This is a genomic window from Bacillus sp. CPT56D-587-MTF (genome assembly GCF_058792335.1).
Genome location: NZ_JBYTEF010000001.1, coordinates 3,868,890 through 3,893,780 on the forward strand (window position 1 = coordinate 3,868,890; position 24,891 = coordinate 3,893,780).

Sequence of the window (24,891 nt, forward strand, 5' to 3'; positions counted from 1 at the left end):
TCTTTTTTATTCCGTCCCCTCTTTATAGATTTTATCTTGAGAATTATCACTCTAAGTATTCTTCTAGTTGCTCTTTTAACTCTTCCTCAATCTCATAACAAGATTCATCAGCGAGTTCTCCTACTTTCTTACTCCCCAAAATGTTTGATTGAATTGGCATTCCTAAAAAGATTCTTTCACATTTCCAAATTGGAATATTATGAAATCCAATCAGCTCTTTTTCTTCATCTAATATAGCTATAGCAACTGATGAATAATAACCCACCTCAAAGGGATTCTCTTTTTCTCTTGCAAATCCCATATCTAATTCCATGTGTTTTTCTATGTATAAACGTGAATACTCTTTATGCAGTTTAAGTGATATTCGCTCTATTTCCTTCTCCATACATTGAATGTTCTCTTTTAACTCCAACGTAAACTCCTGTTCTTTATATTTCATTTTCGCCTCCTTAAACATAGAAAAAGAGAATACAATAACATATCCTCTTTCCTCAAATATATTTCATTATCTCACAGCCCGTCCTTTTCACAAATAACCATTTTGTTCGCACCATTTATGAAATTGTCCTACGTCTACTCCAACTAACACGATATCCTTTAGCTCTACATCAATGACTTGTTCTCCAATTACAATAGCAAACTGCGATGCTAATTTTGTCTCATTTTTCTTTACAATTCCAATTCGGTTCCGATGCGGTCCATCTTTTATATATGCTTTTTGTCCTACAATATCAAAGTTCAAAATTCTCACCTCTTTTACTGCGCTCAAATTGGAAATACGATCTCCACCTCGGAAAATTTCCTTTCATTGCACTATTTCTCTATATATATGACGAAACAATAAAAGAGTCCTTCCTTCTTTACAATTATTTTTTCTTTGTTTCATTTTTGTGATTGAAACGTAAAGTTTATAATAAAATACACTTGGAAGCGCTTTCTATGTAATTTTTTATGTTATAATATATAAGTAGAACTTCGTAAAGAGGGTTAAAAAATGAATACAAAAATGATTAAAAAAGTAATTGAAGCATTAAAAGTATATGGCTTTCAGGATGTATCATTCTGTGACAAAACGAAGCAATTTTTATTTCATAACGAAACCGATATTATGAGCGGCTATGCAGAAATAACATATAGTAGTCAATTTGAAAAATTCAACGTACAAATTCATCCAATTGAAACGCATCACCAAGCAGAGTTACAAGAGATTGAAAGACATATACAAGCTTGTATAAGAAAAGTGGAATATTTAAACGCACTTCTTACCGGGCAGACAAAACTAGATGATAAAATTATTATTATGTGAAAAAAGAACGTGATCCAATCACGTTCTTTTTTCATTATACGTTCATCTTTTCCTTTAGTTGTAATCCTGTAACAGATTCTAATACATCCATCGATTCTCCAAATGTCATATCAAAAATTGTCTTGTCCTCTATGTATGGAAACTGTCTGAAACGCTTTTCTAACACTTTCACAGCATCTGATGTAAAGTTTGCACTATCAATGCCAAATTCTGTTTCAAGAAGAACGATCCAATCTAACACATGAAAACCTAATCCATTGACGAATGAAATCAATTTTTCTTCTGGGTTTGAAGATAAGAATACTTGGCGTTCCATCTCACTAAAAAGTTCTTCTCCTAAGATTTCAGCTAACTCATCATCATGTTCACGTTCAACAAGTTCTTCGTAGCCGTAATCATCCACAAGCTCTTCTACTTCTTCACTATCCTGACAAAGCAATTGACTAAGAAGTGCCTCTTTCTTAAATTCACTATTTTGTACGACTTCTAAAAAGCTCGTTTCCCATCCATTTTCTAATTTCATATTATGTACTCCTTTATATACGTTTCTTATCATCACTGTACCCAAAAGATCACTTTTATAACCTTTTAGGTAGTTACTATTATTTCATATGATTCATAACATAAGATGCAAACTCAGCTACATCTCCTTCAAAAATATTTATTTCTGGCAAGTGATAGAACGTTGTTTGGAGCGGGCTTCCTGCATGATATACATATATCGTTTTCTCTAGTGCAATCGCCATTCCAAACTCTGTATGGCTCCCATTTCCGCCATCTAATATAAGTAAAAATACATCCGCTTCTTTTACAGCATTTTGTTCTGCCTGACCAATTTCTCTTAATTGTTCTTCATTTGCTGCTTTTTCGTTTTTGGTCCAATCATATGTATGGTGCCATCCTGCATGTTTCAGTTCATTTGCTACGGAACGTACAAGATGTTTATTTTGGAAACCTGAGGCGATATAAAAATTCATTTATATACACTCCTTCATTATGTATGGGGAAACTCCTTTTTAGCGTTATTTGTTATAGCTACAATAAAGAACAACTTCAAAAAAAATCCCCATCTTTAAAACTTATTTGCGTTTAAATGATGGGATGCTTCATGGTCTTCTTTTATTTTTTGTTTTTTATAACTTTCATCAGCTAACATTTCTAGTTCAGCTGTTATCTCCGACTTTTCAAGCTCTCTTTCTTGCGAAAATTTCCTTGAAATATAAACAATAACACTACCAACGTACAACACAAAGCATATAATAAGTGCAGTATTTTCATAGAGACTTAGCTCCAACACAGTCACTCCTAATCCATTCGTATTTTCACGCCTCATTAATTGGAATTTCCCTATTAACCCATTTGTTATCCCGCTATTTGAGGGCAGTAAGACTCCCTCCTCAAAATTCAGTAACAGTAAAGAAGTTAGATGTGGGATGCACCCAACTGATTAAAGTTTCACTTTATTGTAACATAAAAATATCAATTCTTGGAATCTTTCACCCTACTAAAAGAGGCATGATTATTTCATCATGCCTCTGAAATATTTTGAATGATTGTTTTAATTGCTTCTTTTCCATTATATTTTTTTAGTGCTATTTTATACTTCTCATTATTTTGATTTAATTCTTCGACATACTTTATAAGAGATTTTACATTTACATCTTCTTCATATAATACGGAGGCATATCCTTGTCTTTCAAAGGACTCTGCATTTAATATTTGATCTCCACGGCTTGCAAATTTCGATAATGGAATTAAAACCATCGGCTTTTGTAATGTTAAAAATTCAAAAATTGCGTTGGAGCCCGCGCGTGAAATAACAAAATCTGTTACCGCTAATATATCTGGCAGTTCTCCATGTACATATTCAAATTGTCTATATCCTTCTTTATTTTGTAAACTTTCATCAAGGTTACCTTTTCCGCAAAGGTGAACAATTTGATACTTTTTAAGAAGTTCTGGTAATGCTTCTCGAGCCGTATCATTAATTTTTTTCGCGCCCAAGCTGCCTCCCATAATCGTAATAACTGGCTTTTTACGTGAAAAACCTAAAAACGCTAAACCTTTTTCACGATTTCCCTTCAGCACTTCTTCACGTACAGGAGACCCCGTATATATTACTTTTTCTTTCGGTAAATGTTTCGCTGCTTCTTCAAATGTAACAAATATTTTCGAAGCAAAACGAAGCGCAATTTTATTTGCTAGTCCTGGCGTCATATCAGATTCATGTAATAAAACTGGTACTCTATTTAGCCATCCGCCAATTACGACTGGTACAGATACGAAACCGCCTTTTGAAAAAATCACATCTGGTTTTAGTTTTCGAATTCTTACATACGCATCCATAACACCCTTCATTACAAGAAAAGGATCTTTTATATTTTTTAAATCAAAATAACGACGTAGCTTTCCACTCGAAATACTATAGTAGGGAATGCCTTCCTTTTCTATAATCGTTTTCTCAATACCTTGGTGAGAACCAATATAAGAGATATCCCAGTTGTCTTCCTGTAAATATGGGATAATGGCTAAATTAGGTGTTACATGTCCTGCCGAACCGCCACCTGTAAAGACTATTTTCTTCATACGTCTCCCCCTTCTAGACTATAATACACTAAAATATCTTGCCTCAGGGTGAGAAAATACCATAGCCGTTACGGACGCTTCTGGCTCCATCATGAATCCTTCTGTTAATGAAATACCTATTTCCTCTGGATGAATTAAGCGAAATAGCTTTTCTTGATCTGCAAGTTCTGGACACGCCGGATAACCAAATGACACTCGTATTCCTCTATATTTCGTACGGAAACGTTCTTCCATCGTCAGTTCAGGTGAGTCCGGAATGCCCCAGCGGTCACGAATGAGCATATGTGTTTTTTCAGCAAGTCCTTCCGCTAATTCAAGCGCTAACGATTGAATGGCATGACTACGTAGGTAATCACCTTTCGCCTTCCACTCTTCAGCAATATCCCGAACTCCTTCCCCAACCGTAACAGATAAGAAAGCAACATAGTCCATCTCATCTCCTATTGGGCGCAAATAATCACCTAAAGTACGATAGGGAGCCTTTCCTTGTCTAGGGAATGTGAAACGCTCTATAACACGCGTATGATCTTCTGGATCATATATTACAATGTTTTGTCCGTCACTTTGCGCTGGGAAAAATTGATACACTGCTTTCGGCTTTAACCAAGATTGTCCTTCCTGCAATAATTCATCTATTAAATCATTTAATTCATGTGCTCTCTTATCTCCCTCTTTCAAAAGCTTCTTCACATTTCCTTTTAATCCAAGGTGATGCCCAAGTAGCATTTGTCTATTCAGAAATGGTGCGAGATGAAGGGCTGGAACATCTCGTAATACAATTCGTTTTGTTGAATCAGGCACCATAACCTCTGATTTTGGTAATGGCTCAATTACTGCTGGAATTTCTACTTTCTTCTCCTCTTTTTTTACGATATGAAGATGACGTTCTTTTTTATCCTGCTTCATCTTCTCACGCTCTTCTTCTTTTTGAAGCTTATTAATAATATCGAGCCCCGTCATCGCATCACTCGCATAACAAACGAGTCCTTTATATGATGGTGAAATCCGATTATCTGTAAACTTTCTCGTTAACGCTGCACCACCTACAACAATGGGCACATCAATATTTGCCGCTTTTAAATCTTCAGCAGTCGTTACCATTTGTTGCGCTGATTTTACTAATAAACCTGAAAGGCCTATAATGTCCGGCTTCTTTTCTTGTACTTCTTGAACAATTCGATCCGAACGTACATTAATTCCTAAATTAATAATCTCATATCCGTTATTCGCTAAAATAATTTCAACGAGATTTTTCCCAATATCATGCACGTCACCTTTTACAGTTGCTAACAATACTTTCCCTTTTTTCGCACTATCACTAGATTCCATATGTGGCTCTAAATAGCTTACAGCGGCTTTCATACTTTCGGCACTTTGCAATACTTCAGCAACAATAAGTTCATTATTATTAAATAGTCGTCCTACCTCGTCCATCCCTGTCATAAGCGGACCGTTAATAATATCAAGAGGTTTTCTTCCTTCTTCAAGTGCAAGACTTAAATCCTCGTGTAATCCTTGTTTCGTACCTTCTACAATATAATTTGCTAGTCTTTCATCAAGCGTTAACGTTTCTTGCACAACGACATCTTTCTTTTTAGCAACTCGGTAAAAGTTTGTAAATTCTTCTAACGTCTCTTTCGTCGTTTCAAACAGTAATGCATCTGCAAGGCGTTTTTCTTCCTCTGGAATCGACGCATAGCGTTCTAATTTTTCCGTATTCACAATCGCGTAATCTAATCCTGCTTTCGTAGCATGATATAAAAAGACTGAATTTAATACTTCACGTCCAGCCGGTGGTAAACCAAATGATATGTTACTTACACCTAAAATCGTTAAACACTCTGGTAACGCTTCTTTAATAAGGCGAATTCCTTCTATAGTCGCTGCCGCTGAGCCAATATATTCTTCATCACCTGTCCCTACTGGAAACACAAGTGCATCAAAAATAATATCTGACGGGCGTATCCCATACTTCTTTGTAAGTAATTCATAGCTTCTTTTCGCAATTTCTATCTTTCGTTCCGCACTAACCGCCATACCGTCTTCATCAATTGTTCCTACAACTATAGCGGCACCATACTTTTGAAGAAGCGGTGTCACTTTTTTAAATCGTTCTTCTCCATCTTCTAAATTAATTGAATTAATAACAGCTTTTCCTTGAATATAAGTAAGAGCTCGCTCCATCACATTTTCATCTGTTGAATCAATCATAATCGGTACTTTTAAAACTTTCGTAACTTCTGCTAAGAAGTTTTCCATATCTTCTATTTCATCGCGATCAGGATCTGCCATACAAATGTCAATAATATGAGCATTTTTCTTCACTTGCGCTCTTGCCACTTCAGCAGCCTCTTCAAATTTCCCTTCTGCTACTAAGCGTTTAAATTTACGTGACCCAATAACATTCGTTCTTTCACCTACAAATAACGGTCTCATAGACTCATCATATTGCAGTGCTTCTAATCCACTAATTCCATGTCCTTCTCTCTCATGATGGTCACGAGGCCTAAGAGATGCTAGCGCGGATTTCATTGCTTTTATATGTTCTGGTGTCGTGCCACAACAACCACCAATAATATTAACCCATCCTTCTTCAGCAAATCGCTTCACCTTTTCAGCAAGAGAAGATGGAGATTCATGGTAATGTCCATCTTCATCAGGAAGACCTGCATTTGGATAACAAGAAATGTAACACTCCGATAAATCAGATAGTGAACGAATATGGTCCCTCATAAACTCCGGACCAGTCGCACAGTTTAACCCAACAGATAATGGTTTCATATGTTCTACTGATAAATAAAAAGCTTCAATTGTTTGCCCAGCCAGAGTCGTTCCCATTGGCTCAATCGTTCCTGAAATCATAATAGGAACCGTTTTTTTCAGTTCTTCAAAAGCGGCTTGAATTCCAATATAAGCTGCTTTCACGTTACGCATATCTTGACTCGTCTCAACGAGTAATACATCAACTGCTCCTTTTAATAATCCTCGTGCCTGCCTTGTATAAGCCTCAATCAATTCTTCAAAAGTCACACCACCTGTAACACTAATTGCTTTCGTTGTTGGTCCCATCGCTCCCGCAACATATACTTCCTTCCCGCTTTCTTTAACAGCTTGCTTCGCCAAAAGTGCTGCCTTTTCATTTAGTTTTTCATCTAAATGAGACAGATCATAATCACTTAGTACAATATTCGTTGCCCCAAATGTATTTGTTTCAATAATATCCGCTCCAGCTTCAATATAAGCTTTATGAATCTTTAAAATAACGTCTGGTCTTGTTTCCACTAAATATTCATTACAGCCCTCGTACTCTTCTCCTCCGAAATCTTCAGCAGTTAAATCCTCTTGCTGAATCATTGTCCCCATTGCACCATCTAATATTAAAATGCTATTTTTTAATTTTTCTTCTATACACTTCATCAATTAATACCTTCTTTCACTTCTTGCTTTTCTCTTACATATTTAACAAGATGTTCTGTAATTTCATACTTTAAAAATGGTGTAGTAAGATAAATACCATTAAAATATTTCATCGCTGCGTCGACCAATTCTTGTGAAATGCGGATCCCTTCCTCAATTGCTGCCTCTTTCGTTTCATGTCCATCCATTCTCTCTCTTATTTCTTCAGGAAGAGTAATACCCGGCACCTCAAAATGAAGAAAATCTGCATTCCGCTTACTTACTAACGGCATAATTCCAATAAAAATAGGTTGTTCCAAATGCTTTGTCGCTTCATACACTTCTTCAATTAACTTGATATCGTAAATTGGCTGAGTTAAAAAATACTCCGCTCCAGCATCTATTTTTCGTTCCATTCGCTTAACCGCTGCTTTTAAGTGCCTCACGTGAGGATTAAATGCGCCGCCTACAGAAAACCTTGTCGCCGGTCCAATTGATTTCCCTAAAATTGAACGTCCATCGTTCATTTCTTTAATCATTTTAATAAGCTCAATAGAGGATAAATCATATACAGAAGTGGCACCGGGAAAATCACCAACGCGCGCTGGATCACCAGTTAAAGCTAACACTTCTTCCATCCCTAACGCCGATAAACCTAACAAATGAGATTGTAGTCCAATGACGTTATGATCTCTACACGTTAAATGCGTCAATACTGGGATATCATGCTTCGTTAATAACGCACCCATCGCCATATTAGAAACACGAGGCGATGCTAATGAATTATCTGCTAGAGTAATAGCATCTGCTCCCGCTCTTTTTAACGCTCTTGCTCCTTCAAAAAAACGCTGTGTATCTAACGTTTTCGGTGGATCTAATTCCACTACAACTGTCGTTTGTTTTTTCGCTTTCTCTGCTAGAGTGACGTGAGCCTTCGAACGTTTCTCATGCGTATGAACGACTTTCGGCCTTTGAATCGTGTCTTTTTCTATTACAGGGGTAATATTCGCAACAGCGCGCTTCATACTTTGAATATGTTCTGGAGTCGTACCACAACAACCACCCAATAACCGAATACCTTGCTCAATAAATCTCGGTGTCATCGCTTCAAAATAAGCTGGGCTTCCCTCATATACGTAACGTCCATCCACATAATTCGGGAGGCCTGCATTTGGGTATGCTGATAAATAGCCATTTTGAGGAATCGATATCATTTTGAAAGCTTCCGTCATATGAAGCGGCCCTAGTTGACAATTCAATCCAACAACATTTGCACCGTAATCTATAAGTTGCTTTAATATTTCATTGACATCATTTCCATTTTGAGTCGTACCTGCTTCATGTAACGCTAATTGCGCAACAATTGGAATATTCGTTTGCTTACGCAATACTTTAACGGCATGAAGTAATTCAAATTCATCGTAAAAAGTTTCTAATAGTAATCCATCAACCTGTTCTTCTAGTAAAGCCCCTGCCTGTTCAAGTAACATAAACTCTCTTTCCATATCAGTCGTTGTAACAGCTCCGATATGTTTCATACCACCAATTGTTCCTAAAATTGCATTTTTATCTGTCACAGATGCTTTCGCCAGTTTTACTGCCGCTCTATTAATTTCTGTAACTTGATTTTCTAAACCATACATACGTAATTTCGCCTCATTTGCTCCATACGTATTCGTTTGAATTACATCTGCTCCAGCAGCTACATATTGTTTATGAATCGATATAATTAAGTCTGGATCAGATACATTCAATTCTTCAAAGCTACTTTGCAAACCATGTGAATGCAATAACGTCCCAACCGCACCATCACCTATTACAATTCCTTTTGATAATAAATCTAGTAATTTCACGACTCTCCCTCATTTCTATCAATATAAAAACCCCCTCTTCACTTTGAAGAGGGGGACATAATCGTTCCTCCTCTTATTATGCAAAACATTCGTTTTGCAGGTATTAGCACCGTTTCAAACATTTCGTTTGAAGGTTGCCGGGTTTCACAGGGCCTTTCCCTCCACCGCTCTCAATAAGAGTTGTCTTTATTATTTTATTTATGTAGCTAAAAGGAAATGCGTTCCCCTTTTAACAATGTTTGTTAATTTTTTAATAAATTTAGCATGCACAAAAGTAAAAGTCAATGACACTTGCGGAAAAATAAAAATTATTTAAAATAAAGTTGCAATTCAGTTATATTTTATTGTAAAGTTAAAAACATAATAAAAATTTCATACGAACATTCTTATCTAGAGAGGTAGAGGGACTGGCCCTGTGACGCCTCAGCAACCATTAACATTTTGTTAATAAGGTGCTAATTCCAGCAAATTGTGAAAGATTTGACAGATGAGAAGAAGACTCTATTCAAACCGAAAGCCTTCTTCTTAGAAGGCTTTTTTTATTTTATATTCACTTAATGTTTCAATTTAAAAAGGAGGAATTTTCATATGTCAACAATCGAAACAAAACTAGCACAAATCGGAAATCGCAGTGAAACTACAACCGGAACGGTTAATCCACCAGTTTATTTCTCAACCGCTTATCGTCACGAAGGAATTGGTAAATCTACTGGCTTTGACTATTCACGAACTGGCAATCCAACTCGAGGTCTTTTAGAACAGGCGATCGCAGACTTAGAATATGGCGAACAAGGTTATGCCTGTAGTTCAGGGATGGCGGCTGTTCTCCTCGTCCTTTCTCTATTCCGCTCTGGAGACGAACTTATTGTATCTGAAGATTTATACGGGGGAACGTATCGATTATTTTCTGAGCATGAAAAAAAGTGGAATGTTCGATGTAGATACGTAAATACACAGTCTATTAAACAAATTGAGCAAGCTATCACAACTGAAACGAAGGCTATTTTCATAGAAACTCCAACTAATCCATTAATGCAAGTTACTGATATTGCTGCTGTCGCAACTGTAGCGAAAAGGAACGGACTACTCCTTATTGTAGACAACACTTTCTACACACCTTATATACAGCAACCATTAACAGAAGGTGCTGACATTGTACTTCATAGCGCAACGAAATATTTAGGGGGACATAACGATGTACTAAGCGGGCTTGTCGTTGCAAAAGGAAAGGAACTTTGCGAGGAAATCGCTCATTATCATAATGCATCAGGTGCAGTTTTAAGCCCATTTGACTCATGGTTATTAATTCGCGGTATGAAAACGTTAGCGCTTCGCATGAGGCAACATGAAGAAAATGCGAAAGCAGTTGTTGCGTATTTAAATGATGAAGACGGGGTGACAGATGTATTTTATCCAGGAAGAGGCGGCATGATCTCATTCCGCCTTAAAGATGAAGCTTGGATTAATCCATTCTTACAATCTTTATCCTTAATTACATTTGCCGAAAGTCTTGGTGGTGTAGAAAGTTTAATGACTTATCCAGCAACGCAAACACATGCTGATATTCCTGAAGAAATTAGAACAGCAAACGGCGTATGCAATCGTCTTCTTCGATTCTCAGTTGGCATTGAAAATAGTAACGATTTAATTCAAGACTTAAAGCAAGCAATTAAACTCGTAAAAGAAGGTGTAAGAATATGAGCTATTCTATAGATACACTCTTACTACACAACCAATATAAACACGACTCGCAAACAGGCGCTGTGAACGTTCCTATTTATAACACATCAACTTTTCACCAGTTTGATGTAGATACGTTCGGAAAATATGACTATAGCAGGTCAGGAAATCCAACTCGTGAAGCTCTTGAAGATATCATTGCTTTATTAGAAGGCGGAACAAAAGGATTCGCCTTTGCATCAGGCATTGCAGCGATTTCCACTGCATTCCTCCTTCTTTCACAAGGTGATCACGTACTCATTTCAGAAGATGTGTACGGAGGCACTTACCGAGTGATAACTGAGGTACTCTCCCGTTACGGTGTTTCACATACATTTGTTGATATGACCAATTTAGAAGAAATAAAACAAAACATTAAACCAAATACAAAGCTCTTTTATGTAGAAACACCTTCTAACCCACTTTTAAAAGTGACAGATATTCGCGAGGTTTCTAAACTCGCAAAATCTATTGGGGCTCTTACTTTTGTTGATAATACATTTTTGACACCACTATTCCAAAAACCACTTGAACTTGGAGCTGATGTCGTTCTTCATAGTGCTACAAAATTTATTGCTGGTCATAGTGATGTTACTGCCGGATTAGCAGTAGTAAAAGATTCAGAACTCGCTCAAAAGCTTGGATTTTTACAAAATGCATTCGGTGCTATTTTAGGACCTCAAGATTGTTCTCTCGTACTTCGCGGTCTAAAAACATTGCATGTACGCCTCGAACATTCAGCTAAAAATGCCAATAAAATCGCACATTATTTACAAGAGCACTCTAAAGTAAAAAATGTCTATTATCCGGGATTACAAACTCATCTCGGATTTGATATTCAACAATCTCAAGCAACATCAGCTGGAGCGGTCTTATCGTTTACTTTGCAGTCAGAAGATGCACTCCGCAAATTTTTATCAAAAGTAAAATTGCCTGTTTTTGCAGTTAGTTTAGGAGCTGTAGAGTCAATTCTTTCTTATCCAGCAAAAATGTCACATGCAGCACTGTCGCAAGAAGCTCGTGATAAAAGAGGAATCTCTAATTCATTACTTCGGTTATCAGTCGGTCTTGAAAATGTTAACGATTTAATATCCGATTTTGAAAATGCCCTTTCTTATGTAGAAGAACCTGTAAATGCATAGAGAAAAAGAAGATATGAGATTAGGTTTTCATATCTTCTTTTTATGCGGTTTAGCTATATTCATTTGAATTTCTTCTTTTCTTATAGTCCATAAAAAATAAAAGTATATCATCTATTTCTAAATAATGGATTAATTGATATATTAAGAAATAAAAAGGGGTGAAAATAATGGATACTTGTGCAGATATTTTAATCGTTATCGATTTACAAAATGGCGTATGTTATAGCGAGGAGCATTTATTTGATTTACAGAACTTACTAAAAAAAGTAAATAAAAGAATTTCTTCATATAGAAAATTAAATAAACCAATCCTTTTTGTTCAACATTGTGATGATGATTTAGTACCCGAGAAAGAACTTTGGGCTATTCATACCGATCTAGATGTTCAAGAACAAGATTTTTTTGTAAGAAAAACACATGCAAATTCATTTTATAAAACAAACTTAAAAGAAATTTTAGATCAATTATCTGTAAATCGCATTGAATTTTGTGGCGCCCAAACAGAGTACTGTATGGATGCAACGATTAAGTTTGCCCACGGACTAGGATACGAAAACTTTATGGGACAGAAAACAACCTCTACGTTGAATAATCCTTTTATGTCCGCAAAAGAGACAATTGATTTTTATGAGAACATATGGAATCACAGATTTTTAACGTTGCTAAAAGATGAATTTTAGAATAAATGACTAATGACTTGATCATCCTAAGATTTATCAGCCGTAATCAAATATTTCATTATCACCATAAAGAAGCGAATGACATTCAGCTTCTTTTCTTTTAACCTGTTTTATATTCTATATATATCATTATAATTCCTTTGTCATATTATTTTAAAAATTTAGTATATTCATTTGAAAGAATAAGAAAATCATGATAAAATTGTGTTACAAATATATCTATATCTTTCAATTTTTAAAACGCATCGAAATTTTCACCCAAAAATGTCATTTTACAAAAACATGCTAATTTACCTATTTTATTTACATCCGGGTCTCTTTTCTTACAATTTCTTTACTTTAGGACTTTTTTTCTGCAACAACTATTTTCTTTTCTTTAAATTTTTGGTATGTATAGTATGGTATAATAGCTCACACGGAGGTGGAAAAGAACATGTTAGAAACCTTTCAAAAAGAATTAGAACTATATGAAAGTAATGCAGAATTATTAAAAGTGCTAGCTCATCCTGTTCGTTTATGTATCGTAAAAGGATTAATCGAGCGCGGTCCAAGCAACGTTTCTACAATGTATACTGGCTTAAACATGCCACAATCTACAATTTCACAGCATTTAGCAAAATTAAAAAGCGCTAAAATCGTTTCTAGTGAAAGAAAAGGATTGGAAATTTATTACAAAGTAGAGAATGAAACAATCATTCAACTCGTTCGCGTATTATTAGGTTAGGGACTAATAATCGAAGAAAAAGAACGTATTCTATATTTTTTATCTCATATCTTTAATATAAATATATATCATGAGAGGAAATATATAATACTACATAAGTCGTATTAAAAAACAAGACACAGTATATACTGTGTCTTGTTTTTTATACAGGCTGTGGAGAAAGTCTTCTCCACAGCCTGTTTTTGTGTCTGAACCTCTTTTTATGTGTCAACACTGATAAAAAAGAGGAAAAGGAGAGATTTTTTATGATGGGTGCTTTAAAAAATCATCGTGATGAGCGTGTATCTGTTTCTGTAGAAGAGTTGGTTCCACAAGATCATTTCCTTCGTGCAATTGAAGCGACAATTAGTTTTGATTTTATTGAAGAGAAGTTACGCCCTTATTACTGTGAAAACAATGGACGCCCGTCCATTCATCCTATTGTTTTATTTAAGATGATGTTTATTGGATATTTTTACGGTATTCGTTCTGAGCGTCAATTGGAAAAGGAAATTAAAACGAATATTGCCTACCGTTGGTTTTTAGGGTTTTCTCTATCGGATACTATTCCGGATCACTCTACAATCAGTTGGAATCGTCGTACTCGTTTTATTCATACAAATATTTTCGAAGAAATTTTTGATGAGATTGTGAGACAAGCGACGGAGCACCGGATGGTAGGAGGACGTGCACTGATGACAGATTCTACACATATTAAGGCCAATGCCAATAAAAATAAATTTGTACATAAATATAAAAAAGAAAAAGCAAAGTTTTATATAGACGAGCTAGAAGCTGCGGTAATCGAAGATCGTGAGGTACATGGAAAAAAGAATTAAAACCTAGAAAGGAAAGTGATACCCCTACCAAAAAAACTCGTATAAGTACAACGGATCCAGATAGTGGATTTTTAATGAGAGATGGAAAACCAAATGGTTTTCATTTCTTGGATCATCGTACGACTGATGCGAAGTACAATATTATTACAGATACCTATGTAACGGCTGGAAATATGGCAGATTCCGAGCCGTATTTAGCACGCCTCCAAGCTCAGATTGATAAATTCGACTTCAAAGTAGAAGCTGTTGCCCTTGATGCTGGCTATTTTACAGGATATATCTGTAAGAAACTATCAGAACGGAATATATTTATGGTGATGGGGTATCGCCGATTTGGAAAACGGAATAAAGAAGTACCGAAAAGCCAATTTAAATATGTAGAAGAAATGAATGTTTTCGCTTGTCCGATGGGATGTATTCTAGAATATGTAACAACTGATCGTGAAGGATACCGTCAATACAAATCGAATCCAGAAGACTGCGCTGTTTGTCCGTTACGTGAGGTGTGCTTTTCAAAGAAACAAAAACAAAAAGTTATCACTCATCATGTGTGGGAGAAATATAAGGATATTGCTAGAAAAAACAAGCTAACAGCTACAGGGAAAAGGTTGTATAAAGTACGCTGTTCCACTATAGAGCGAAGCTTTGCAGACGCCAAAGAACTACATGGCTACCGCTATGCCCGGTTTCGAGGGCTGAAGTCTGTCCAAATGCAAGCTTATCTCACCGCAGCTTGTCAAAACATGAAAAAAATAGCCCTCCACCTGACCAAAAAGGGTCAGGTGGAGGGCTATTTTTTAAAATTCTATTATTTTATGTTGTTTTTATTCGCTAAAATCAAAAAAGATTCCAGAGTGTTGGGAACCCTAAAGGGTTTCCCAACACTCTGATTAAAAAACAAGACACAGTATATACTGTGTCTTGTTTTTTATATTGTTACATACCGATCCAAATGTAAATGTTGCATATCTTTTGTATGTATAACAACATCAAACGAACTCCCTACTCCTCCATTTAAAATCATAGAACGAACTGCTCGATTTTGTTTTTGCGTTTCAGAAAAAGGATTCGTATCTTGATGGCTCGTAAGCTGTTCTAATATCCCTGCAGCTAACAAGAACTCAGATTGTTTCTTATGCCATACTGCACTCATTCCTTGCATACTAAACATCTCCTTTAGCTCGTCCCAATGAACATGAGTAGTAAGATCCATTTCACCTGGATGCGCTAGTGGGTTACGCATTAGCTTATGCTGATAATATCCTCGCAAACTTCCTTCGCGGTGTGCTGGATGCATCCATTCTTCTTTTGTGTATCCGTAATCAACTGTAATACATATACCTTTTTGAAACCATTTCGAAATTTCTTTTATATACTCCTCCATAACTATTGGTACTTCAAAACGTTGCCCTTCAGCAATATGAATATTATATTTCAATAAATAGCGACCAATTCTTTTATTTAACGGCCTACATACTTCTGAAAGGTTTCCTTCCTCTGTATATGTAATACGTACTTCATACAATATACCATTTCTTTTCTCAATTACTTCAACAGGAAATGCATCAAACAACTCATTCGAAAAAAGAATTCCCTCGAAAGAATCTCCCATTTCACTATAGGAGGTATAGTACGATACATTAGAAAATGAGCCAAGTTGCTCCTGCTGTAATTTCCTATGAAAAGGGCTCACTTCAATCATTGAATAGTTTAAATTAATAAAGGTGTTTGGAGATAATTGCTTCCATTCTTGTAAAACATCATAGGCAAACTTCCCTGTTCCCCCACCAACCTCACAAATATTCGAAGCAACTTCACCATTTTCAACAAGACGAATAAAAAGTTTAGCAAAAGTTTTTGCAAAAACAGAGGATACATTGCTACTTGTAAAAAAATCCCCTTGTCTTCCAATCTTTTCACGTTCTTTCATATAATATCCATGACCCTCCGTATACAATACAAGGTTCATATACGTACTATATGAAATTGAATAATCCTTTTCTTTCCCCATCCATTCTCTTAAAATGAGCTCCATTCCCATAATGACTCCTTATTGTAAAAACGGATTATTTTCTTTTTCAAAGCCAATGCTTGTTTCTGGACCATGTCCACATAACACCGCTGTTTCATCTGGTAATACAAATAATTTCTCTTCAATACTTCCAATTAATTCAGCAAAACTTCCACCAGGCAAATCTGTTCTTCCAATGCTCATTTGGAACAATACATCTCCTGAAAATACAGCATTCGCTTCTTTACTATAATAAGAAATACTTCCTGGAGAATGTCCTGGTGTCTCAAAAATTTCAAAATTAAATAATCCAATTGTTAATGTACCTTCTGCATCAATAATATGATCCGCTGGTTTTGCTGTAATACTGCGGTTCATCATAAAAATTTGAGAGCCGTTTACAGTTGCATCTCCTAACCAATCTGCTTCTTCTTTATGTACGTACACAGGAATATAAAAAGCGTCTCTTACGGCATCAACAGCACCGATATGATCAAAGTGAGCATGTGTTAATAAAACAGCCAATGGTTTTAATTGTTCTTCTTGTAAATATGTAACGAGCTTTTCACCTTCATGACCAGGGTCAAAGATAATGCACTCTTTTTGATCGTTCATTAAAATATAAGCATTTGTTTGTAATGGGCCTAACGGCATTTGTATCCATTTCATATGAAAATCTCCTCCAGTTATTAAACTTACTTTTAATGATACAACATTTCTTTCTCTGAGGAAAAGAAAGGATGCTATCTCGACAATCATTTTTAAAACATGTACAATATAAAAGAGTAAATATTCCAAAAACTCATAATAAGAAATGGGTAGACAGAGGAGGATATTGTATGGGCCTTGTTATTATTTTTACACTTGTCACTCTGTTAGCTGTATTTGCTACGCTTAGAACACTTCGTGAAAAAAACTTTTTCGCGAGCGGCTTTGCAATTGCAACTGTACTCGTTTTCGGATGGTTTACGATCATGACTGTTCTATATAACGGGTATCCACCAGCAGCTTAATTCGTTTACACTTTATTCTTCATCGAGATTTTACACAAAAAGAGGAAGGGTTCCCCCTTCCTCTTTTCATATTTCACAACTTATATCATCTTCGCTTCGTATTTGTGCTTTTTTACAAGCCAAGCTCCTCCGATAACACCTGCATCATTACCAAGTGTTGCAATAGCTAACTTCGTGCTCTTTACAGCACGTGAGAAAGCGTATTGCTCGAAATAGCGTTGAATTGGCTCTAATAGCGCATCTCCAGCTTTAGACACGCCTCCACCAATAACAATTTTCTCTGGGTTCAATGTACTAGAAAGGTTCGCTACAGCTAATCCTAAATAAGAAGCTACTTTTTCTACTACTTCACCTGCTAATTCATCACCTTGTCCAAGTGCTTCAAAGACATCTTTTGATGTAATACGTCCTTCTTCAGCTAACATAGAGCGCAACATGCTCTCTTTATTAGTCTCTTGTATTTTTTGCATAGCAACACGTACAATACCTGTCGCAGATGCTACTGTTTCTAAGCAACCAGACTTCCCGCAATTACATGGGAAAGCATTTTCTGTAACGACTGTAATATGTCCAATCTCACCAGCAGCACCACTCACGCCGTGTACAATCTCACCATTGGCGATTACACCACCACCAACGCCCGTACCAAGTGTCATACAGATTAAATCTTTTGCACCTTCACCAGCACCTTTCCACATTTCACCAAGCGCTGCTAAGTTTGCATCATTATCAATAACAACAGGTAATCCTGTTTCTACTTCTAATAAATCTTTTAGCGGATAGTTTTTCCATCCTAAATTAACCGCTTCATAAATCATTCCAGACGCCACATGTACAGGACCAGGAGCTCCCATACCAATACCAATTAATTTGCTCTTCAATTCGCCTAATTCTTCTAGCTTTTTATCAATTGCTTTCGCAACATCAAGTGTAATATGTTTTCCTTGCTCACCTGTATTCGTAGGGATTTCCCACTTATGTAAAATTTCACCGTACACATTAATAAATGCTAATTTAATCGTTGTACCACCAAGGTCAACACCAACTAACCATTTCTCTTCCATGTTGCTTACCTACCTTTATCTAATTCTTATTTAGCTCTTTTTGAATTTCTTGCTTCAATAAAAATAAAGCTGTTTGATAGTCTTGTGGATCGATTAGCTGTGATTGATTTAATTCACGCAATTCATCTTGCATTAATTGTAAATCTGCAATTCGATCTCCCGTATAAATAATCGTACCAAATTTCTTTAGCAATTGCTGAATATCATAAATAGATACCATTTCATCACCCTCTATGCTCACTTACTATAAAAAATTATAATAAGAAAACGTTCACATATTTTATTATAATCAAGAAGAAAAAGTCTCGTCAATTTTTATTTGTCTATACAAGCTTATTTGTAAGCAGTGTTCCTTTTTCTGTAATAATTTTTTCTATGTTTTTATCAAATGGCTCTACCGGAATGTGTTTTACCATTTGAAAATCATACGCTAATGACAGCGTTTTCCCTTTATAATGCACGAGATAACGATCATAATAGCCACCGCCGTACCCAATTCGCTCTCCTCGTTCTGTATAAGCTACGCCTGGGACAATTTGAAGATCAATTTCATCCATATTCACTTCTTCCGTAAGCCCGGGAATCGGTTCACGTAAATTCATATACACCGTTTCTAATTGATCAAAATTATTAATTTGCCGGAAGGACATCGTTCTTGTTCCTTTATTACACTTAGGAACTACAACTTTCTTTCCTTCTTCCCAAGCTTTTTCGATAATAGGATATGTATTCACTTCATTTTCCATTGAAAGAGTAATTCCAATTGTTTTAGCTTCAACCCACTCTTTTTGCGCATACAACGAAAATGCAATCTGTTCTGATAAAGTTGTATACTGTTCTTCTGATAAAGAATTCATGTGTTCTATTATTTGTTTACGCAAACGTACTTTCTCTGCTTTCACACATTCTCCCCCTTACAGTGACACTTTACTCTATACTGATAGTGTATCACTTTTAACATAGGAATCGAATAAAAAAAGAAACAGTAGGAAAATATTCCTACTGCTTACTTTGTTTCACGGTGTAACGTAGACTTCTTGTCACGCTTGCAATACTTTTTAAGCTCGATACGCTCAGCGTTGTTACGTTTATTTTTCTTTGAGATATAGTTACGATCTCCGCATTCTGTACATGCTAGAGTAATATTCACACGCATTCTTATTTCCCTCCAGTACTAATAACTTAAATCAGACTATACTATAATACCACTTTTAAAATAAAAATTCTACACCTTTTGATATTGTCTAATTTTTTCTATAAGATTTTTCATATTTTCCCTTGCTATTACTAGGTTTCTAGCATGTGAATACACCAAAAATTTTGGTTGTTTTGTGTCAGAAACGATATAAGACCACTCTTTTTCAGTATATTTGAACTGTACTCCTTCAAATATACCTTCTCCCTTCCTTTCTATATCATCCAATAATTTCCTCATAATTCCCCCTTTTTCATTCCATGAACATACCACTTCATCATAAAGTAAATAGAGCGGAGGTGATTGCTCTACTATGCTGAGAAACGTTTTTCCTTGCAATGCTATTAGCTCGAATAATTTTCCAATCCGATATAAAATATCTCGCTTCCACCTTACTTGAAACGACTTTCTTTCATCCTGCGTATAAAATAGAAGATAACATTCTCCTAACTTCAAAGACATTGGGTAAATATTTCCTGTCGATTCGAGTAAGAAATCTGGAATATCTACCTCTTCCAAATCTGTACCTTGGTAAATATTACTATATTTATCGTATAACTCGAAATGATTTCCTTGCTCAGAAAACATAAGAGCCATATTCGCTTTACTTGATTTCATCAAAGCTTTCACATGATCTTTTTGTTCGCTTGCATAAATCCATGTAACTGTACAACCAAGTCTTTGTAGAAAGAGCATAAGTAAATGTTGCAACGTATCATTTCTCTTATTAATAAGAAGATGAAACTTCTGCATCTGTATTTTCTCGATATCAATATGCCCCAATATAACTTCTATATACTCATTCATAGAAACATGAACGAGCTTATTTCGCCCCATCTCTTTCTCATGCACGTAATAAAACAATTCGGACATATATACTTGTTCTATCTCTTTTTGCTGCTTATACGTTAACGGCATGCCAGCTTGACCATACAACTTTATAACAATCTCATTCTCATTCTCCACTTGAATGAAAACCCCACCTGCACATTGCAAATGATGAACACTATATTGAAAAAGTGACTCGTTCATTTCTTTACATTCCATCGTATGAATCCCTATACCATGAATAGCATGTAAAAATAAATTTTTATAAGAGGTTGTTTCTATATTTTCTTGACTTCCAATTAATATACTTTCTCCTTTTTTAAAAAGAGAACCATACGCCATCGCAATCTTCACGATAAACTGGGGAGTAATTTCAACATTCCCTCTTCCTACAATGCGGCTTTTTTGTAACCACCCTGCACTCATTTCACTCTCTTGAATACCAGCCGCTCCTACTATCGAATGACTATCAATCGCCTTATAAGGCCATAGTTTTCCTTTTTGCTTAATTACCGTACTTCTTCCGATGTGACAGTGATCCGCTACAACACTTTTTTGAAACAGTGTAACATCATCTTCAACTATTGTACGCTCTCCTATTGTCGTTTCTAATAGTTCACAATACTTCCCAATGTGGGCATTTGCAAAAACAATACTTTTTTGAAGATGAGAATAATTTGAAACGATACTATTTTTCCCAATAATAGAATATGGCTCAATTACAGCTCCTGTACCAATCTTTGCTCCTTCTCCAATAAAAGAGGGGCCATGAATTTTCGTCCCTTTACCAATCGTCACCCCTTCCCCCATCCATACCATCGGTAATACTTCTGTATAAGGAATAGGTACTTGTAACTTTTTCGTTAACAAATCAAATTGTGCTTGTCGATATTGATTAAATGTGCCGATATCTAACCAATAACCTTCTGACAAATATGCGAATAACACATTTTTGTTTGCCAATAACGGAAACACATCATGACTGAAATCAAAAAATTGCCTAGGCGGTATGTAAGAAAAGACTTCTGGCTCCATAATATATATGCCTGTATTCACAACATTAGATACTACCTCATTCCAGCCCGGCTTTTCTATATATCGTGTAACCTCCTGGTCTTTATTCATTACAACCAATCCAAATGAGAGTGGATTTTCTACTTCTTTCACAAACATTGTTACCATTCTTTTCTTTTGTTCATGAAACCTAATTCCTTCTGATAATTGAAAGTCAGTTAATGCATCCCCGCTTATCACAACAAATGTTTCATCTAAAAATTGTTCTGCTTGTTTAATACTCCCTGCTGTGCCAAGCGGAGGAGAGTCTTCAAAATAATACAAGTTAACTCCCCATTTACTACCGTCACCAAAATATTGCTTAATGGTCGTACTCATATATTGAACAGTAATTGCAATTTCACGAATACCATGCTGGCGTAATAACTCAATATTATATTCTAAAACTGGTTTTTCTAATAATGGTAACATCGGCTTTGGAGTATTACATGTTAATGGTCTAAGGCGCCTTCCTTTTCCTCCAGCTAAAATAACCCCCTTCATATACTTCAGCCTCCACTTATATAATGTTCAGTAACTCCATATACCATATGTATATTCCCTATCCCACATGAACTAGCAGCATAAACTTGATTAGTTAAACACATCCTCATTGAGAAGACTATATAATTAAATTTCTAACCTATAAAAACGTACATTTCAAACAACAAGAAAGCGCTTACTATAAATTGGTAAATAATACTTATTAACGACAAACATATATACTAATTTTTCCATTACATTATGATACATCTTATCATCATAAACTAAAGGAAACAACGAGCTTTTTTTGTCATGTTTTGACTAAAAAAAGCAGGTGATTTCTCATCACCTACTTTCATTCCTACTCATTCAATAAATAATGCTTTCCTTTTACTAAATAAAAGACATTTTCAGCAATATTTGTAATATGATCTGCTACACGCTCAATATATCTCGCGACAAATGATAATTGTGTAATTTGCGTAATTGCTTCTGGTTGTTCCGGAACTGAAGATATAAACTCACGAATTGCTTTTCCATATATTTCATCAACGGAATCATCCATTTCAGCAATTTGTTTCGCAAAAGTTAAATTTTCTTGTTCATATGCTTCTAACGCTAAATGCAACATCTCATTTGCAACCGCAAACATTTCATCTAGGTTGTGCAAACTAACAGCCACTTCTTTTTCCCCAAGACGAATTGTAGCCTTTGCAATATTAACAGCATGATCTGCAATGCGCTCTAAATCTGTCGCTGTTTTAATTGAAATAAAAATCCTTCTTAAGTCACTTGCTACAGGTTGCTGCTTCGTAATGAGCATAAGCGCAAGATCGTTTATTTCCTCTTCTAAATTATCCATGCGGTAATCACCATCAATGACCTCTAACGCTTTCTCTACATCTCTTGTATGCAGACCTTCCATAGCAATCAATAAAGCCGCATTTGCTAATTCTCCAAGCTCAATCACCTTTTGCTGTAACGCTTTTAAATCACCTTGAAACTGTTCTCTTACCATTTTTCTTCCCCCTCAATATTATGTGCCATTATATAAAAGTGAAACTTTAATCAACCCTCATCAATCGGGATTTGATAGGCAGCAAGATCCCCTCCCTAACTTCTTTGCTTTCGCTAAATTTTAAGGTGGGGGTCTTACTGCCCGCAAATAGCGGGGTAAATCTCCTACATAGCCTCTTACGCTTATAATAAAACTTAAGATAAGGAGAAGTATTACTTCTTTATTAACAGTAAGATAAAATAAGAAATGCCCTCTGTTAAGAGGGCATTTGCTCTTAGCTTTGAAACGATATCAACCAAAGCGACCTGTAATATAATCTTCTGTACGCTTATCTGAAGGAGTCGTAAATAATTTGTTTGTATCTGTATACTCCACAACTTCCCCGCTTAAGAAGAAAGCTGTTTTGTCTGAAATACGCGCTGCTTGTTGCATATTATGCGTTACGATAACAATACTAAAATCTTTCTTTAGCTCTTGAATTAATTCTTCTACTTTTAATGTTGAAATTGGGTCTAATGCCGATGTTGGCTCATCCATTAAAATAACGTCTGGCTCAATAGCTAAGCAGCGTGCGATGCATAGACGCTGTTGCTGTCCACCAGATAAACCGTATGCATTATCGTGCAAACGATCTTTTAACTCATCCCAAATCGCTGCTCCACGTAAACTTTTTTCAACAATTTCATCTAATGTCTTTTTGTCACGAATACCATGGATTTTTGGACCGTATGTTACATTCTCATAAATAGATTTTGGAAATGGATTTGGCTTTTGGAACACCATTCCTACATGCGTTCTTAATTCTTCAACTGGATATGATTTATCAAATATATTGCGTTCTCTATACTCAATTACACCTGTAGTTCGAACGATCGGTACTAACTCTACCATGCGATTTAATGTTTTTAAGTACGTTGATTTACCACAGCCACTTGGACCGATAATGGCTGTAACTTCATTCTCATGAATACTTAAATTAATATCTTTTAAAGCATGGTCTTCCCCGTACCATAAATTTAAGTTTTTCGTATCAAATACTACCTTCTTTGGCGCAGTCTCGATTTTCTCTTCGTTTTTCACCTGTACATTTACTACTGTTGCTACCATTTGAATTCCCCTTTCATCCACTTCCAATTTATTTTCGATTTCGTAACCATAAAACAAATATATTGATAAATAGCAACAAACCTAACAAAACAATCATCCCAGCTGCTGCTACATACTGAAATTCTTCTTGTGGCCTACTCATCCAATTAAAAATTTGAATTGGTAGAACTGTAAATCTATCAAACATACTAAATGGAACATAATTTGCAAACGCAAGTGCCCCAATAACTAATAGTGGTGCAGCCTCTCCAATTGCTCTTGATATCGCTAACGTACAGCCCGTTATAATCCCTGGGAAAGCATATGGCAATACAATTTGATACATCGTTTGCCACTTCGTAGCACCTAATCCGTAAGAACCCTCTAATAAAACACTTGGTACTGATCGAATTGCTTCTTGACTCGCCACAACAACTGTTGGTAAAACGAGTAGACTCATCGTCAATGCTGCTGCAACTATACTCTCTCCTAAATGAAGAGCATATACAAAAATAGTTAAACCAAGCAATCCAAATACAACGGATGGTACTCCTGCTAACGTTTGATTATTAATCTCTATTATTTTTTTAAATATAGATTCCTTCGCATATTGCTCTAAATAAAGTGCTGTTCCAACTCCAAATATAAAAGAAACAGGTATAACAATACTCATAAATAATATTGTCCCTGACAAAGCTGCAGCAATACCAGCTTCTTTCGGATTACGTGAAGCGAAATTTGTAAAGAAATCTATTGAAAGATAACTTATACCTTTTTCAACAATTTGAAACAGTAACAAAAACAAAATTACGATTGAAAATAAAATTGCTATATAAAATAACAATTTGTAAATTCGATCTTTTAAAAAGCGTGATGCCATATTTTTTTGTATTTTTTTATGATTCAACATTCGCAT

The 24,891-nt window shown here is 35.6% G+C and carries 24 protein-coding genes, 1 pseudogene and 2 riboswitches; of the genes and pseudogenes, 7 read left to right on the plus strand and 18 right to left on the minus strand.

Annotated elements, in window-relative coordinates; translation table 11 throughout:
- Positions 1–46: 46 nt before the first annotated feature.
- Entirely contained in the window at positions 47–439 is a 393-nt protein-coding gene (locus tag AC3WVZ_RS19935; RefSeq protein ID WP_065211831.1) for a hypothetical protein, read from the minus strand.
- A gap of 87 nt (positions 440–526) precedes the next feature.
- Entirely contained in the window at positions 527–742 is a 216-nt protein-coding gene (locus tag AC3WVZ_RS19940; RefSeq protein ID WP_001008327.1) for a DUF3912 family protein, read from the minus strand.
- A 252-nt stretch (positions 743–994) separates the two neighbouring features.
- Here AC3WVZ_RS19940 and AC3WVZ_RS19945 point away from each other — a divergent pair, with 252 nt between their 5' ends.
- Positions 995–1,306 carry a hypothetical protein gene (locus tag AC3WVZ_RS19945; protein WP_001093237.1) on the plus strand — a complete coding sequence of 104 codons (312 nt, stop codon included), beginning with the start codon at positions 995–997 and terminating at the stop codon, positions 1,304–1,306.
- Positions 1,307–1,340: 34 nt separating this feature from the next.
- On the opposite strand, the gene AC3WVZ_RS19950 is transcribed toward AC3WVZ_RS19945, so the two are convergent.
- From AC3WVZ_RS19950 to AC3WVZ_RS19975, 6 genes are all read right to left on the minus strand, one after another.
- Entirely contained in the window at positions 1,341–1,829 is a 489-nt protein-coding gene (locus AC3WVZ_RS19950) for a hypothetical protein (RefSeq protein WP_000764267.1), read from the minus strand.
- Positions 1,830–1,908: 79 nt separating this feature from the next.
- On the minus strand, positions 1,909–2,283 hold the full coding sequence (locus tag AC3WVZ_RS19955) for a nucleoside 2-deoxyribosyltransferase (RefSeq protein WP_001012342.1): 375 nt from the start codon (positions 2,281–2,283) through the stop codon (positions 1,909–1,911).
- Positions 2,284–2,378: 95 nt separating this feature from the next.
- Positions 2,379–2,639, minus strand: a complete 261-nt coding sequence (locus AC3WVZ_RS19960; RefSeq protein WP_001250699.1) for a DUF3966 domain-containing protein — start codon at positions 2,637–2,639, stop codon at positions 2,379–2,381.
- Positions 2,640–2,833: 194 nt separating this feature from the next.
- Entirely contained in the window at positions 2,834–3,892 is a 1,059-nt protein-coding gene (gene murG, locus AC3WVZ_RS19965) for an undecaprenyldiphospho-muramoylpentapeptide beta-N-acetylglucosaminyltransferase (RefSeq protein WP_000724775.1), read from the minus strand.
- An 18-nt stretch (positions 3,893–3,910) separates the two neighbouring features.
- Positions 3,911–7,309 (minus strand): methionine synthase, encoded by a 3,399-nt coding sequence (gene metH, locus AC3WVZ_RS19970; RefSeq protein WP_063220087.1) that lies wholly within the window; start codon positions 7,307–7,309, stop codon positions 3,911–3,913.
- Positions 7,309–9,141: a bifunctional homocysteine S-methyltransferase/methylenetetrahydrofolate reductase gene (locus AC3WVZ_RS19975; RefSeq protein WP_233935308.1), complete on the minus strand. Its 1,833-nt coding sequence runs from the start codon at positions 9,139–9,141 to the stop codon at positions 7,309–7,311. Before AC3WVZ_RS19975 ends, metH begins: the two co-directional genes overlap by 1 nt.
- A gap of 70 nt (positions 9,142–9,211) precedes the next feature.
- A riboswitch (SAM riboswitch) is annotated at positions 9,212–9,321 on the minus strand.
- 203 nt (positions 9,322–9,524) lie between these two features.
- Positions 9,525–9,635, plus strand: a riboswitch (SAM riboswitch).
- A 94-nt stretch (positions 9,636–9,729) separates the two neighbouring features.
- Between AC3WVZ_RS19975 and metI the strand changes: the two genes are divergently transcribed.
- The 5 genes and pseudogenes from metI to AC3WVZ_RS20000 form a co-directional block, all read left to right on the plus strand.
- A complete protein-coding gene (metI, locus tag AC3WVZ_RS19980; RefSeq protein WP_000103897.1) occupies positions 9,730–10,842 on the plus strand; it encodes a cystathionine gamma-synthase/O-acetylhomoserine thiolyase in 1,113 nt (370 codons plus the stop codon).
- The gene (metC, locus tag AC3WVZ_RS19985; protein WP_000122299.1) at positions 10,839–12,002 is read left to right on the plus strand and encodes a cystathionine beta-lyase; all 1,164 of its coding nucleotides are present in this window, start codon (positions 10,839–10,841) and stop codon (positions 12,000–12,002) included. The genes metI and metC overlap by 4 nt, the downstream gene beginning before the upstream one ends.
- A gap of 167 nt (positions 12,003–12,169) precedes the next feature.
- Positions 12,170–12,682: a cysteine hydrolase family protein gene (locus AC3WVZ_RS19990; protein ID WP_000379155.1), complete on the plus strand. Its 513-nt coding sequence runs from the start codon at positions 12,170–12,172 to the stop codon at positions 12,680–12,682.
- 433 nt (positions 12,683–13,115) lie between these two features.
- Positions 13,116–13,406 (plus strand): ArsR/SmtB family transcription factor, encoded by a 291-nt coding sequence (locus tag AC3WVZ_RS19995; RefSeq protein ID WP_000894377.1) that lies wholly within the window; start codon positions 13,116–13,118, stop codon positions 13,404–13,406.
- 245 nt (positions 13,407–13,651) lie between these two features.
- Positions 13,652–15,021: pseudogene (locus AC3WVZ_RS20000) on the plus strand (IS1182-like element ISBth7 family transposase); the annotation flags it as partial.
- 131 nt (positions 15,022–15,152) lie between these two features.
- Here AC3WVZ_RS20000 and AC3WVZ_RS20005 read toward each other — a convergent pair.
- Complete coding sequence (locus AC3WVZ_RS20005; protein ID WP_000525153.1) at positions 15,153–16,265, minus strand: class I SAM-dependent methyltransferase; 1,113 nt, start codon at positions 16,263–16,265, stop codon at positions 15,153–15,155.
- A gap of 9 nt (positions 16,266–16,274) precedes the next feature.
- Complete coding sequence (locus AC3WVZ_RS20010; RefSeq protein WP_199669653.1) at positions 16,275–16,904, minus strand: MBL fold metallo-hydrolase; 630 nt, start codon at positions 16,902–16,904, stop codon at positions 16,275–16,277.
- Positions 16,905–17,074: 170 nt separating this feature from the next.
- Here AC3WVZ_RS20010 and AC3WVZ_RS20015 point away from each other — a divergent pair, with 170 nt between their 5' ends.
- Complete coding sequence (locus AC3WVZ_RS20015) at positions 17,075–17,248, plus strand: DUF2759 domain-containing protein (RefSeq protein WP_000524852.1); 174 nt, start codon at positions 17,075–17,077, stop codon at positions 17,246–17,248.
- Positions 17,249–17,328: 80 nt separating this feature from the next.
- On the opposite strand, the gene glcK is transcribed toward AC3WVZ_RS20015, so the two are convergent.
- The 8 genes from glcK to pstA form a co-directional block, all read right to left on the minus strand.
- Positions 17,329–18,312 carry a glucokinase gene (glcK, locus tag AC3WVZ_RS20020; RefSeq protein ID WP_000391701.1) on the minus strand — a complete coding sequence of 328 codons (984 nt, stop codon included), beginning with the start codon at positions 18,310–18,312 and terminating at the stop codon, positions 17,329–17,331.
- Between the two features lie 19 nt (positions 18,313–18,331).
- Entirely contained in the window at positions 18,332–18,532 is a 201-nt protein-coding gene (locus tag AC3WVZ_RS20025) for a YqgQ family protein (protein ID WP_000253699.1), read from the minus strand.
- A 103-nt stretch (positions 18,533–18,635) separates the two neighbouring features.
- A complete protein-coding gene (locus AC3WVZ_RS20030) occupies positions 18,636–19,214 on the minus strand; it encodes a 5-formyltetrahydrofolate cyclo-ligase (RefSeq protein WP_000642751.1) in 579 nt (192 codons plus the stop codon).
- A 104-nt stretch (positions 19,215–19,318) separates the two neighbouring features.
- Entirely contained in the window at positions 19,319–19,468 is a 150-nt protein-coding gene (gene rpmG, locus AC3WVZ_RS20035; RefSeq protein WP_001265616.1) for a 50S ribosomal protein L33, read from the minus strand.
- Positions 19,469–19,537: 69 nt separating this feature from the next.
- Positions 19,538–21,892: a sugar phosphate nucleotidyltransferase gene (locus tag AC3WVZ_RS20040; RefSeq protein WP_233935309.1), complete on the minus strand. Its 2,355-nt coding sequence runs from the start codon at positions 21,890–21,892 to the stop codon at positions 19,538–19,540.
- A gap of 340 nt (positions 21,893–22,232) precedes the next feature.
- Positions 22,233–22,889 carry a phosphate signaling complex protein PhoU gene (gene phoU, locus AC3WVZ_RS20045; RefSeq protein ID WP_000251240.1) on the minus strand — a complete coding sequence of 219 codons (657 nt, stop codon included), beginning with the start codon at positions 22,887–22,889 and terminating at the stop codon, positions 22,233–22,235.
- A gap of 291 nt (positions 22,890–23,180) precedes the next feature.
- On the minus strand, positions 23,181–23,996 hold the full coding sequence (gene pstB / locus AC3WVZ_RS20050) for a phosphate ABC transporter ATP-binding protein (protein WP_000226686.1): 816 nt from the start codon (positions 23,994–23,996) through the stop codon (positions 23,181–23,183).
- 28 nt (positions 23,997–24,024) lie between these two features.
- A complete protein-coding gene (gene pstA / locus AC3WVZ_RS20055) occupies positions 24,025–24,891 on the minus strand; it encodes a phosphate ABC transporter permease PstA (RefSeq protein ID WP_001242555.1) in 867 nt (288 codons plus the stop codon).